The sequence below is a fragment of the Agarivorans sp. JK6 genome (assembly GCF_045277145.1).
Lineage (GTDB): Bacteria > Pseudomonadota > Gammaproteobacteria > Enterobacterales > Celerinatantimonadaceae > Agarivorans > Agarivorans albus.
This window is the reverse complement of record NZ_CP113525.1, coordinates 2,721,444-2,734,750: the sequence shown is the minus strand read 5'-3', so window position 1 is coordinate 2,734,750 and position 13,307 is coordinate 2,721,444. Positions and strand designations below refer to the sequence as shown.

The 13,307-nt window shown below is 42.8% G+C and carries 9 protein-coding genes; 5 read left to right on the top strand and 4 right to left on the bottom strand.

All coding sequences use genetic code 11. The features are described 5' to 3' along the window. Positions 1 to 647 precede the first annotated feature (647 nt). The 5 genes from OV592_RS12730 (at position 648) to OV592_RS12710 (ending at position 6,452) form a co-directional block, all read left to right on the top strand. The gene (locus tag OV592_RS12730; protein ID WP_406608825.1) at positions 648 to 2,498 is read left to right on the top strand and encodes a LamG-like jellyroll fold domain-containing protein; all 1,851 of its coding nucleotides are present in this window, start codon (positions 648 to 650) and stop codon (positions 2,496 to 2,498) included. A 515-nt stretch (positions 2,499 to 3,013) separates the two neighbouring features. Then, entirely contained in the window at positions 3,014 to 3,694 is a 681-nt protein-coding gene (locus tag OV592_RS12725; protein WP_406608824.1) for an oligogalacturonate-specific porin KdgM family protein, read from the top strand. A 110-nt stretch (positions 3,695 to 3,804) separates the two neighbouring features. Beyond that, positions 3,805 to 4,560 carry an SDR family NAD(P)-dependent oxidoreductase gene (locus OV592_RS12720; protein ID WP_406608823.1) on the top strand — a complete coding sequence of 252 codons (756 nt, stop codon included), beginning with the start codon at positions 3,805 to 3,807 and terminating at the stop codon, positions 4,558 to 4,560. Between the two features lie 288 nt (positions 4,561 to 4,848). Beyond that, positions 4,849 to 5,571 carry a FadR/GntR family transcriptional regulator gene (locus OV592_RS12715; protein ID WP_016404001.1) on the top strand — a complete coding sequence of 241 codons (723 nt, stop codon included), beginning with the start codon at positions 4,849 to 4,851 and terminating at the stop codon, positions 5,569 to 5,571. Positions 5,572 to 5,759: 188 nt separating this feature from the next. Then, positions 5,760 to 6,452 (top strand): DUF4336 domain-containing protein, encoded by a 693-nt coding sequence (locus OV592_RS12710; protein WP_406608822.1) that lies wholly within the window; start codon positions 5,760 to 5,762, stop codon positions 6,450 to 6,452. A gap of 5 nt (positions 6,453 to 6,457) precedes the next feature. Here OV592_RS12710 and OV592_RS12705 read toward each other — a convergent pair whose 3' ends face one another. The 4 genes from OV592_RS12705 to OV592_RS12690 all read right to left on the bottom strand — a co-directional run bounded on the left by OV592_RS12705 (position 6,458) and on the right by OV592_RS12690 (position 13,176). Further along, positions 6,458 to 8,077 (bottom strand): phospholipase A, encoded by a 1,620-nt coding sequence (locus OV592_RS12705; protein WP_406608821.1) that lies wholly within the window; start codon positions 8,075 to 8,077, stop codon positions 6,458 to 6,460. 181 nt (positions 8,078 to 8,258) lie between these two features. Continuing rightward, entirely contained in the window at positions 8,259 to 8,597 is a 339-nt protein-coding gene (locus OV592_RS12700; protein WP_016403997.1) for a hypothetical protein, read from the bottom strand. Positions 8,598 to 8,887: 290 nt separating this feature from the next. Beyond that, complete coding sequence (locus OV592_RS12695) at positions 8,888 to 11,035, bottom strand: heparinase II/III family protein (protein WP_406608820.1); 2,148 nt, start codon at positions 11,033 to 11,035, stop codon at positions 8,888 to 8,890. A 2-nt stretch (positions 11,036 to 11,037) separates the two neighbouring features. Next, positions 11,038 to 13,176, bottom strand: coding sequence for a heparinase II/III family protein (locus OV592_RS12690; RefSeq protein WP_406608819.1), 2,139 nt, complete (start codon positions 13,174 to 13,176; stop codon positions 11,038 to 11,040). Positions 13,177 to 13,307: the final 131 nt, after the last annotated feature.

The window sequence follows — 13,307 nt, the reverse complement described above, 5'->3', positions numbered from 1 at the left end:
CGTTAAACCAGTAATAGCAATATACCTTCTGCCGATGAACCTAAACGGGCAAACAAGATATTTGTATTACCAATTACGGATTAGAGTGGAACTAAGCCAGAGTGTTTCTCTTAGCTAGCGATACAAAACTAGGCGCATTTAGCTGGTTAACAAGCCTACTAGTTTTAGCCTGTGTTCACTTATATCTGGTGCAACTGGAGAATTTAACCACTGGGGTTGTGGTGTTCAAGATCATTACTTAATAAGTTATTAAACAGTTATTTTGCTTTATAGTTTGCCTATAAGTTCGTTCCTCGCAATATCAATAATTTCATCGCTCACTCTGCTTTTATGTAGATTCTACGACTTGTGAAGCTAAAAAGATTAATCGCAAATAGTGCGAAGTCGGTCACTTTACAATCACAATCTTTTGCCACATTATAGTTTTGTATTACTAATACAATATGATCATTTTTACCGTAGTTAGGAGGTTTAAATGGGAACTTATCGCCGGCTAATCATTTAAGAGAGCGAATAGTCTGGAAAGGAAAAGTCATCTGGTTGTATTTCGTTAAATAGGTTTCGGACTATTTAACTACGGATGACCTTAGCAATATTAGTATTTTAACTATTACAATAATATTATTTATACCTACAAGGAGGTTTAAATGAAACCGTCTAAGCTGCTGCTAATCCCTATGAGCACAACTTTTATGTTTGGTTGTTTTGAGGCGCCAGAAGTATACGTTCCGCCACCAGAGCCTACTTATGCCATTGAAAACACCGATTGGAATATCTCTAGCGAAACCTCGAATATCACAACGTCGTCGACTGAATACGCACAAATCTATAAGTTTGTAGATGATGTGCTAACCATCTATAGCTACGATGAAACTAACGACCTTTATACCTACACGACTCAATCTTACACTGTTTCAGAAACCAATATTGCCTATGGTGATGTAGACGGTACATATGTAGTTGATGATGCAGGTGCTCTTGCAATTACTTACACTTTAAATGGAGTGGACTATAACGACTCTGGAGCAGAAGTAACCGACGAAACTATTTTGGCGGCTATTGCTGATGCAGAAAAAGAACAAACGCCAGGTGTAGAAGTTCCAACTGCTGACTATGAATGGGACTTTGCCGCTATCGACGCAGATGCTGCGCAGGGCGATAAAGAACTGCAAATGAGTAAAGCAGATGCTAATCCAAGAGCGGTTGTTGATGGCGCTGTGGATTCGAACGGTGCCGTATCTATTTCTCAGTCTACTGAATCTGGTTCTTACGGTTATCACTACACTACCATGGATAGCACCACAGACCCTCTTGCCGCTATTGATGGTGTAATTTCAATGGAAATTACTTTTAAAGCTGATAGTGCTAGCTTCAATGCTGACCTTGGCCAAGACCTACAGTTGTTAGAAAACACTGATAGCAATACCGGTTGGAAAGTAGTTGTAAATAAAAGCACTTTGATTCCTGAACTACGTATCTACAATGGCGATGGCTCAACCAGCATAAAAGCCACTTCGGTTGTAGAGGACGATACTTACATGCACCTTGTTGCTACTTACGATGGAACAACGGCCAGCATTTACATTAATGGCGAACTCGAGGGTACTGCTGAAGTAACTGACTATATTGCAAATACTAAAGAAGGCGACAAAGTATACGTTGGTGGCGGTTCTAACAGCTCTCAGAAAAACTTAGCTGGTGCTATTGATAGTGCAGCATTTTGGCTAGAAACTCTATCAGCTGAGGAAATTGCAGAACGTGCTAAAGTCTTCGGCTTTGGAGATACTGACCCTGAGACGCCTACTGGCCCAACAGCTGATTTTGAATGGGGCTTCAGTAGCATTGATGCTGCACCTTCTGAAGGTACAAAAGTTTTACAAATGAGTAAAGCTGACGATAATGCTAGAGCTGTGGTTGATGGCGCAGTAGAAGCTGATGCAGCGGTGTCTATTACTCAAACCTCTGCTTCTGGCTTATTTGGCTACCATTATACAGTAATGGACTCAACGACCGATCCTTTAGCTGCTATTAACGGTGTGATTTCAATGGAGCTGGTATACAAGTCAACCAGCGCTAGCTTCAATGCTGACCTTGGCCAAGACTTACAGCTACTTGAAAATACTGATAGCAATAAGGGTTGGAAGGTTGTGGTAAACAAAAGCACCTTAATCCCTGAGCTGCGCATCTATAATGGTAGTGGTTCTACATCAGTTAAAGCAACTTCAGTATTAGAAGATGATACTTATACCCACCTTGTAGCAACTTACAATGGCACTACAGCAAGTATTTATGTAGATGGTGTACTTGAAGGTACTGCTGAAATTACTGATTACATTGCAAACACCAAAGAAGGTGACAAAGTGTACATCGGTGGTGGTTCTAACAGCTCGCAGAAAAACCTTGATGGCGCAATTGATAATGCAGCGTTCTGGTTATCAACGCTAACAGCTGAAGAAGTTGCGGCGCGAGCAGAAGCATTTGGCTTTACTGCTAACTAGTTGTTGCTAATCAATAAACCCTCACTACTTAGTATGTGAGGGTTTGTTAAAAGTTCTACTTCGGCCTTATACAACCACTCACTATTGCTCAATTAGATACAAATGGAAACATCGCCGACCAGCAAGCTAGTTGTGATGCAATAGTCGTGAATTTGTAAATCGCTAACAATAGCAGTTCTAAAATGCACTTTATAGGGTGCATTTTTCTTTTCAGTAAACGCTCTTCTAAAAGTAAATGTGTCGCCTTCGAAGGTTTACATGCTATCAAGACGTTCTAACACTTCGTAAAGCAATATAGCTGCACCCTAAGTTAGCAATGTCGCCTACCGTCCTCCTTGCCATATTATATTTTGCATTTGAATCAACTATCAAATTAATGGGCTGTAAAAGGTGATCTGTTAGACGTTTTGCTTCAACACTAATGCTGATGATCACATTTTGAACGGTTTAGTCTATAAAATGCATTAAAATGATATTGTAATACAAATTATTGTGTTCAATGTAGAGTTATAAACATGAAATCATACAGTCTAGCGGTGTTACTAAGCGGTGGTTGTTTACTGAGTGCGAACGTTCTCGCGACTTCAGTGGACTTTCGCCATGAGTACAAAAGCGATACCAAGCAGCATGCTAGCCGAGTAAAGATGGCCCATACCTTTGAAAATAATTTCTCTATGGCTTTAGAGCTTAAATTTAAAGGAGAAGAGGGCAAATTCATGGAAGACTTACAATCAAACGGATCTGAAATCGACCTTGGCTACCGCTATAAAATAAACGATCAATGGGCGCTAATTCCTGGTATGCCTATAGAGTTTGGTCAATCCGGTGCTACCTACAAACCGCAACTCCGATTGACCTACACCCCAGAAAAGGTAAAGGGATTGTCATTAAGTGGCCGTTACCGACTTGACGTAAAACCGGGAGAAGATATTAAGAAGTATCGCCATCGCTATACCGCCAACATTGGGTATAAGTATCAGCAATGGACATTTGGTCTAGAGGGTAACTATTACTACTCCGACAACTCTGAATATCACCTCTATAACAATGGCCGAACTAATTATGAAAACAACTTTACCATTCATTACAGCATGGGCAGCTGGACGCCGTGGTTAGAGTTTGGTGATGTTTCAGTTTCCGATCAATCTAGCCAACGAGAGTTAAGAAGCCGCATAGGCCTACGCTATAACTTCTAAAGTGTGATCTGTGTATTTGTATTACAAATTATCAAGGTGTAGTCTATTTGTATTACTAAAGAGGCCGTTGGCTCTCTAACATTACTTAACCTTTAATTGAGAGTGTAGATATGTCTAATAAAGTTGCATTAATTACCGGAGCAACCGGTGGAATTGGTTTTCAAGTGGCAAAACGTTTAGGTGAAGACGGCTATACCGTTGTTTTGAACGGTATCGAAGATGAAGCCGGCGCAGCGCGCGTTGCTCAATTACAAGAACTGGGTATTGAAGCTGAATACTATAGCTTTGACGTTACTGATGAAGTTGCAGTTACTAGCAATGTGACCAAAATTGGTGAAAAGTTTGGCAAAATTGACGTGCTGGTAAACAACGCCGGTGGCTTAGGCGGTCGTAGCCCTATGGAAGAAATGACCACTGAGTTCTACCGTTTTGTAATGGCGCTAAATTTAGATAGTGCATTCTTTGTATCGCGTGCTGCAATTCCATTCTTGAAGAAAGGTGAAAGTGCTTCAATCATTAATTTCACCTCAAATGCTGGTTGGAATGCCGGTGGTCCGGGTGCTGGCATATATGGCGTTTCTAAGGGGGCGGTACATACCTTAACTCGCGCGTTAGCAAAAGAACTCGCGCCAGCTGGTATTCGTGTTAACGCAGTATCTCCTGGTACTATTGATACGCCATTCCATGCTCAAATCAAAGAAACTAAGCCTGAAGTATTTGCTTCTTGGAAAGATAGCATTCTACTAGGCCGCTTAGGTCAACCCGAAGAAGTTGCTTCAACTATCTCTTTCTTGGTAAGCAAAGATGCCTCATTCATCACTGCAGAAACTGTACAGATTGGTGGTGGACAAGCTTTAGGTATCTAATTGCTGCGTTTAGCGCTTTAGAATAGCAAAGCCACACTTACATTAAGTGTGGCTTTTTTAATGGCTGAAAGCACTCGGTGGGTGTTGTTTCTTTGGTAATGAGCTAAGACTTTAGTATTTAAGTGTTACAAATATAGCGATCAAGCCTACATTTGACGGCTTTTTTTGTATCTGGTCTATTACAAATAGGGTAGTATTAGTCATACTAAATGTAGAATGAGTTGTGTTAGCAATGATAAATCCGGCGGATTGGTTATTGCTAACACAATATTTGATTAAGGTTATTTTATGTCTAACGAATTCATGCAAATAGAAGGTGCGTCTCGAAGCCTACATTTGCAAGTAGCGAGAGAGATTGCCCGGGGCATCTTGTCGGGGAGCTTGCCTCAGGGCAGCATTATTCCTGGCGAACTCGACTTGTGCGAACAATTTGGTGTAAGCCGCACTGCATTACGTGAAGCGATTAAGTTGCTTAACTCTAAAGGTTTATTAGAGTCTCGCCCTAAAATTGGTACGCGTGTGCGTGACCGCGAATACTGGAACTTTTTAGACTCCCAATTACTTGATTGGATGATGGGTTTAAGCAATACAGAACAAGCTTATCAAGAGTTTTTGGCTTTACGCCGTGCTATCGAGCCAGAAGCAGCTGCCTTAGCGGCAAGAAATGCTACTGCCGAACAGCGTATGGGCTTGTCGGCTGTTTTTCAACAGATGTTCGATGTTGCTACCGGGGTTGATGAAGACACTTCGTGGACAGACGTAGATATGGAGTTCCACCGTTTGGTATTCCTATCTACTGGTAATAGCTTTTACATTCCTTTTGCTAACGTACTACGCACCATGTTTATCGGTTTTATTGATCACTCTTCTAAAGAAGGTGGCACCTGTATTGATGAGCATAAAGCAATTTATGATGCGATTATGGCTGGCAATGCAGAAAAAGCGCGTGAAGCTAACCTAGCCTTGCTAAATAACAGTAATCACCGTTTGCCTTCTGATAACGCTGCTTAGTATTACCTCTCTGATAATTGCTAAATGCCGACAGTTATACTGTCGGCATTTTTGTTTCTACTTCCTCTATAACTTGCTCTCTAATTCTTCTTTAAATGACTTTCTTGATTTTTATTTCATGCTTTCAAGAACTTATTTGTTTAGAAGAGGACAAACTATAGAGATAGTGCGTAGTGAAAGGGAGTACAATGCAACAACTTGCCGAGAATGTTTGGGTTGTAGAGGGGCCTAGTGTTCCCTTTTTCGGTTTACCGTATTCTACCCGTATGACTATTATCCGCCTGGATAATCAGCAGCTGTGGGTCCATAGTCCAATAGCCTTAAACGATAACTTGCTAACAAATATAGCCTCGCTAGGAGAGGTTAAGTATTTGGTCGCGCCAAATCATCTGCATCATCTGTTTATTGAGCCTTGGCAACAGCAGTTCCCTGATGCTCGCCTGTATGGCACAGAACAATTAATTATTAAGCGTAATGATTTGGATTTTGATGGCGCTTTAACCAACAGTTCAAGTGAAGTGTGGCCTTGGCATCAACAGATAAAACAAGTGCTTTTTACCGGTTCTCCATTGATGCAAGAATGCATTTTTTACCACCCTTCATCAGGTGTATTAATTGTTACCGACTTACTTGAGAACTTTAACCCAGCTGGTTTTGACTGGTGGCAACGTTTATTGGCAAGAATGACCGGTATAGTTGCGCCGAATGGAAAAATGCCGCTAGATTGGCGGCTTAGTTTTATGTTCGGTAAAGCCAAAGCACGCCAGCATTTAACCCTGATACTCAACTGGCAAGCTAATACCTTAGTGATGTCGCATGGTGAAATCATTCACGAAGATGCGACTAACTTTTTAAAACGCTCTTTTCGGTGGTTACTGTAAAGCCACTAGTTGTTAATGGCAAAACCAATACCCAAGCTTTGATTATGTTTATTGTAATCAATTAGGGATTCACCATAGCCGTTAAAGTACTTAAGGTAGAGCGCTAACTCTTGGCTTATACCATAGGACCAGCGTAGGTCTAAAGCGCCTTTGTTTTCCTTTTTAAAGTTATTGCGTCCTAAAAAGCTTAAACGATGACGCTCACTTATTTGCCATTTGGCCGTTAGCTCACCGTAGCCGTAGTAGTCTTCCATGTTAGGGTTATCGTCTTCAGACTCGTCTTCTGGTATTCGATACCATGGCTTAATCGAGATGCTTACCGGGTCTGCATCAAAGCCAAATTCTGCGTACACTCGGTTCCATGAGCGCGAGCGTATTTGTGTTTGTCCGTTTGATTCGTGCACTAAGCCAAGGCGCAGCCACTCAGGCGACCATTGTGATTTTTGGTCAGCTTGGCTATTCCATTGGTAGAAAAACTCGGGTTCATAGTTGGTTTCTCGAATCGAATCTCCCGAGCGTTCATAAGGCTGCCAAAAGGTTTGTTGAGTGTAAGCAAAGCTTAAATTATCGCTATCGGTAAATAGCGTGAAAGGAAGCGTGAGGCGGAAACTAAACTGAAACTCTACTTCCATTTTTTCAGGTTGTTGACCAGGTATTCCACCGGCTAAATCAGGGATAGCAGGGGAGGGATTATATTTAAATGGCAGAATATAGTTATCTCTAAACATGCTCATGCCGGCAAACGTCCATTGGCTGCTGGTAGACATCATTTCACGACGGTCACCGATCCGGTTGAGGGCAACCCCTAAACCAAAAGACTGGTTGTGAATGTTGTAGTCAAGCATTGACTCGCCATAGCCATTAAAATACTTGGCGTAGAGAGAAAATGCAGGGCTAATGCAGTAAGCAAAACGCAAATCTAAAGCGCCCTTATTATCTGATTGTAGATTATTGCGGCCCATTGCTGTGATGCGGTGGTTACATTGATTGTCACCAAATAAATACCCTACAGTCAGTTCTCCGTAACCATAATAATCGGTGAAGTCACCGCCGTTGTTTACTTCGGGGCCTACTGGGATCCACGGTTTAAAGGTGATTAACCAATCGTTATAAGAGGTATCAAGCTGGGCGTATATTCTCTCCCATGAGCGATCAAAATCACCGTAAGAACCATTTGCTTGATGGCTAAACCCAAGGCTAGCTGCGCGCAACAACCAGCGATTTTTGGCAATGCTAAATTGATCGGGGCGCCAAGTGTAAATGAGCTCGGGCTCGTAATTGGTATCACGAAATGGGGACGAGAAGGGTTTGTTATATACCTGCCAAAAACTTTGCTGAGTATAGGCAATGCTAAAGTAGTCTCTTTCACTTAATAGGTTTTCAGCTACGATGAGCTTGCCACTAATTTGAAACTCAGTTTCTAGGTTGTCGATACCTCTGCCATTTTCGCCTTCTTTAGTGGCTAATACTGAGGAGTAATCACCTAAACTTGGTGGGTTAGGGTTGTATTTCCCTAGCAAAATATAGGTATCACGATAGGCAACTAATCTAGGACCACCGTCTTGCTCTGCCAAGCTAGTACTTGATAGCGATAGCAGCAAGATACTAAGTACTGTTTTCTTCATTCCGTCCCTGAAAATCTTTGTTAACTAGCAAGCTAGCGTTAGATCAATGATTTAACATTTTTATGTTAGCGGGGAAAAGAAAAAGAAGCGAGTAAACCTAGTAGAAATTCTTTGTGGGTGAATTTAGTTTGGCGCAAGTAAAAGGACGCGAAAGCGCCCTTTGGGTGAATAAGGGGGTTAGTTAAGAGATGCTATAAGCAATAACAACGCCTAAGGCCACAAGGCCTAGCGCAAAGGCAAACTGTATTGCGGTAGACAATAACGCTAATACAAAACCCGCTACAGCAGTGGTTCGAAAGACCAAAGAGAATAGAATGCTAGTGATAACTAAAGCAACTAAAGAAGGGAAGAGCCCCTCACCAATAACCATTTCGGTAAACGCTGTAGCGGCTATGGCAGCAATTACAGCAACAAAACAAACATCTATTCCTGAGCGCTCAATTTTGAGCACTTGAGTGCCCAATTTAATTGGTGCAAGCATAATTAGTGTTAGTAGAGAAAGCGTTAATACTATCGTCATTCCTTTAACCTCTATTCGTTGATAACAATCCTTGTTAAACAGTTACCTAAATCAAGTATGTTACTAATTAGGTATGACGAAAGAGTAACCTAAGCTGATAATTCACGACCATTCCCCATTTGGGTTAAATTACTTGTTTGTTAATTAATCAACTTTGGCAAGCTTGTCAGAGTAGGGGATGGCGATAGATGAATATTTTGTTACAGCAGAATGTTGGTAGAGCAGTATGAGCTTGACGCGAGGCAATAAAAAAGCCCCGCATAGCGAGGCTTTTACAAGAATAGAGTGTATTAAGCTATGTAAACCGCGCCACTCCAGCGTAGGGTTTCGCCATTAATCTCTAATTGATGTTGAGTATCTGATTTCACGTTTGCTTGGTTAGAAACACAAACGGTAATCTGTTTGCCCGACACCAAGTGAATCGCCACTGCTGACGCCACTTTGTTGTGAGCCAATACTTCAACCGAAACAACTTGGCCACGAGCCTCGGTGCTTGCTTCAATCGCTTCATTAAAGTAGCCATGAGTTTCGAACACATTGGCGAACAAATGATCTTTACCTTGCTGGCGTAACAGTAATACTGGTTCGCTGCGCAAGTTGAAATCTGGATCGTTTGCACCGGTACGCGCCATAATAACTTGGCTATTTGCTACCGAAGAACTAACCATTGTGTAATAGCTGTTGCCTTGCAACCAAGTGATTAGGCTTGAACCTTCAACTTCTGCTGTTGCTTGATGCCATAGGTGCTGGTAACCATTGTTTTCACCTAAAGGCTTAAGGCGTGCATTGCATTCGTAGTTAAAGTCGCTGCGAATAAACTGGCCAGAGTAGTGAAGGGCGTAATCATAGTTATGCTCTTGCTCGCTTACTAGGCGGAACAAATCCAATACCAAAGGCTTAGCGAAGCCTTCTGCTTCAAACATGATTACACTGCGTTGTTGATCAACTCCAGGGTAGTAGTTGCGTACAAACGCACTCATTGCTTGTAACTGGTTGTCTCCACTTACAAAGAAGTGCTGCTCGCCCCATTTTTCTTCTGCGGTGGCGGTATCACCTTGGTTTTGGCTTTGGTAGTCAACAACCACAGTGTTGTGAGCAATGGTTTGCTTCGCGTAGCTTTTGTTCTCTGGAATGTAACGGCCGCCAAATTTTGGCTCTACATTTACCCAGCGGCCAAAGCCGTAGTCGTGCAATACTTCTTGGCCACGATTAAATAGGTTGAAGTGCAAGCCGTCAAAATGGCCATGGTCTAAGGCCGAGTGAAGTTTGTGGTCACTACCATGCTGGCCGAACCAAAGTAGCGCCATGCTGTCGTCTTGCTGAGCATCACGGTGGCGCAAAATTGCTACGCCGCCTCGGTCGCCTTCAGCGCCGTCGGTTAATACTAAGCTGCCCCAGTTAAAGCCACCAATACTTGCAGCATTTTCACTAGCATCCGATAGGCTGGCACCAGAACCATGCACCCAAACTTTAGCTTGGTGTTTGGCCATAGCCACTAAGTTGGCATCACGTTGGTAACGGCTAAAGCACATGCTGGTAGCAATCAAAATACCTTCGTCGTTAATGTCCATGGTTTTTGATGAATCATTAAGTGCAGGTAACACACCATTAGGAAAGGCGGTAGCCATTACTGCGTAGGTTGTAGTTTTAATAACCTGATCTTTTAGTTGGTAAATACCAATCTCTGGTTGGCGACGCTCAATAGCCTCGGCAAACAAGAAGATTGGGCGCAACGAAAAGCGGTGGTAGTAAGGACCTTCCATGTAGTAACCGTCAGGAGAAAACAGCTGAGTAAGCTGAGCAATAAAGCCGCCGCTTACGCTATCACCTTTAAGGCCATACAAGGCTTTATCTACGCTGGCTTGGTCTTGAATTGCGTAACCACAAATACCAACACCTGCTACTGCCCACAAACCGTGGTTGTGCACAATATCAAAGTCGTGGGCGTACACGTCTACAAACAGCTCAATCATTAACTTAAATAAGTCATTTTCGATCAGTGTTTGCTCGTCTTCTGCCAACTTATGACGAATGCAAGAATATGCACATGAGGCGTACAGCATCCACATGTTCTCGTTCAATGTTTGGTGGAATAAACGCCCTGGTGGGTTTGAGTCTCGGCTAGTGTTTAGCTCTAAAGTAGGGTACACCTTGGCGTATTCAACCAGCATGCTACGTGCATAATCTAAGTAGCGTTGGTCTTCAGTAATTAGGTACAAGCGGCCAGCTAAATCCAAGTGGATGTAGTTTTGCTTGTGGCGGTTATGCTCATAACCGCCTGCTTCACCGTGGCCTGGGATCTCAATGCCTAAAGGCATGTAGGCTTCTAGTGCGGCAACTTCTGCCGCGATAGATTGACCAATCAGCGAATCGGTATTTAGATGCTTAGCTAGCTCTTTTGCTTCTTCAAAGCTTATCAATAATGGTTGGTAAGTCATGGTTAACCTCGGTTCTTTTCTAACGCCAGAGATCCCTGCCAGCAATAAGTTTGTTGATTATGTTCAATAGTGTGCTGAGTTTCAGCGCTTACATCGCGTTGGTTGCTAAGCATTACGGTGAAATCAATGCCTTCACCTTTAACTTCAATAACGCTGCCAATGTCGTTGCTTACAACTACAGTAACTTGGTTTACTTTGCCGCGAGCATTAGTACTGGCTTCTACAGCTTCGTTAAAGTAGCCGTGCGTTTCTAATACGTTAGCAAATACCGTAGATTTAGCTTGGCGGCGTAAAATAAAGCTGGTTTCGCTGCGCAGGTTAAACTCTGGGTCGTTAGCGCCTACGCGAGTGAAGAAGAGCTCGTCGTTTGCTTCGCTGGCACTAATCCAAGAATAGTAGCTATTGCCTTGTAGCCAGCTTACTAAATTGTTTTCAGAGGCTTTGCCTTGCGCTTCGTTCCACAAATGTTGGTAACCAAAGTTGTCACCCATTGGTGCCAATTCTTTATGTGTTTGGTAATCGCTTGTACAACGTACAATTTGACCTTGGTATTGTAGGGCGTAGTCGTAGCTATGTTCGGTGTCGCTAGATAAACGGAAAACGTCTAGTAATAGCGGTGCTTCTAGTGCGTCGTCGTTAATGAGTACTACACTGCGTTGTTGGTCAACGCCAGGGTAAAACTCTTCAGCAAAGGCACTTACTGCTTGTAGATCTTGGTTGCTACTTTCGAAGAAGTGCGGAATGCCGTGTTTGCTGTCTGCCAATTCTACATCGAAGTTGTTTTGACAAGCTTGGTCTACAGCAACTGCGTTGTGAGCAACGGTTTGGCGTGCATAAGATTTGTTCTCATCTAAATAACGACCACCAAATTTAGGTTCTACATTTACCCAGCGGCCAAATCCGTACTCTTTAAGTACCTCTTGTCCACGGTTGAAGAAGCTAATGCCTAAGGTGTCGAAGTGACCATGTCCCATGCCGTGTTGGCCATAGTTCATTACCAATTGGCTAACGTCACCGTCTTTGCTTTGCATACGCACAAAGCCTTGTGCGCCGCGATCACCATTTGGACCTTCGTTTAACTCAACACTTGGCCAGTGAGGAAGGGCTGTGTTGGTTGACTCTTGGTAAGCTTTTGACAACGCTGCGCCGCAACCGTGTAACCAAACTTGCTGCTGAATTTTAGCCATGCCAAGCAGTTTTTCATCGTGGCCGTAGTGTTTGTAAGCTAAGCTCACTGCCACTACTACACCTTGATCTTTAATGTCCATTGTTAACGAGGCATCGTTTAGCGCTGGGAACACACCGTTAGGGTAGGCGGTAGCTAACATTGCTTTAATGGTTTTACCAATCACTTGGTCTTTGTAGTTAAAGATGTCTAGCTCTGGACGATGGCGGTGCAACACTTCGGCAAATAAACACAGTGGGCGGATCGCATAACGATGGTAGTAAGGCCCCTCCATGTAGTAGCCTGATGGCGCAAACAGTTGGCTAATTTGTGCTAAGAACCCACCAGTAACATCGTCACCTTTTAGGCCATGTACCGACATTTCTACATATTCTGGTTTGCCAATGGCTAGACCACAAATACCTACCGCTGCCACCGCCCAAAGGCCGTGGTTGTGAATGCGGTCAAAATCAAAACCGTATTTGTCGGTAAACATATCCAACATAGGTTGAAATAGTTGGCTTTCGATATGTTTAACTTGCTCTTCGTTTAACCAGTGCTTAATACAGCTGTAGCCTAAACTTGAATACAGAAGCCACACGTGTTCGTTAAGAATCTGGTGAAACAAACGCCCTGGTGGGTTGGTATTGCGTTGAATATGAAAGCCAAAGCCTAGGTACTTGTCGGCATACTCGGTCAGTATGTCTGCGGTGTATTGGGCGTATTGCTCTTCACCGGTAATAAGAAATAAGCGACCCGCTTGATTTATGTACTGGTAGTTCTGCTTGTGACGGTTGTGCTCGTAACCACCCGCTTCGCCATGGCCGGGTACCTCAATAGGCTTAGCCATATAAGCCTGAGTTTCGCTAATCATTTTAGCTAAGCTTAAACCCATTAAGCTTTTGGTGTTTAGCTCTTGGCTAATTTCAGCAATTTCCTGCTGGTCTAGTAACACTGCATTTAAATTCGCAAGCATTTGAAACCTCATACACATAATTTATTGATATAAAGTAATACAAATAAAAAATGAATTCAGCATAATCAGGTAAAAAAGTGAACTTACTCACAATATATCTTTTTGCTGTTTATTCGTTCTACAGCATTGTA

Bases quoted from the DNA above. Each gene is read 5' to 3' on its own strand.
- OV592_RS12710 (WP_406608822.1), top strand. From the start codon at position 5,760: ATGCAACAACTTGCCGAGAATGTTTGGGTTGTAGAGGGGCCTAGTGTT.
- OV592_RS12690 (WP_406608819.1), bottom strand. From the start codon at position 13,176: ATGCTTGCGAATTTAAATGCAGTGTTACTAGACCAGCAGGAAATTGCT.
- OV592_RS12695 (WP_406608820.1), bottom strand. From the start codon at position 11,035: ATGACTTACCAACCATTATTGATAAGCTTTGAAGAAGCAAAAGAGCTA.
- OV592_RS12725 (WP_406608824.1), top strand. From the start codon at position 3,014: ATGAAATCATACAGTCTAGCGGTGTTACTAAGCGGTGGTTGTTTACTG.
- OV592_RS12715 (WP_016404001.1), top strand. From the start codon at position 4,849: ATGTCTAACGAATTCATGCAAATAGAAGGTGCGTCTCGAAGCCTACAT.
- OV592_RS12720 (WP_406608823.1), top strand. From the start codon at position 3,805: ATGTCTAATAAAGTTGCATTAATTACCGGAGCAACCGGTGGAATTGGT.
- OV592_RS12705 (WP_406608821.1), bottom strand. From the start codon at position 8,077: ATGAAGAAAACAGTACTTAGTATCTTGCTGCTATCGCTATCAAGTACT.
- OV592_RS12730 (WP_406608825.1), top strand. From the start codon at position 648: ATGAAACCGTCTAAGCTGCTGCTAATCCCTATGAGCACAACTTTTATG.
- OV592_RS12700 (WP_016403997.1), bottom strand. From the start codon at position 8,597: ATGACGATAGTATTAACGCTTTCTCTACTAACACTAATTATGCTTGCA.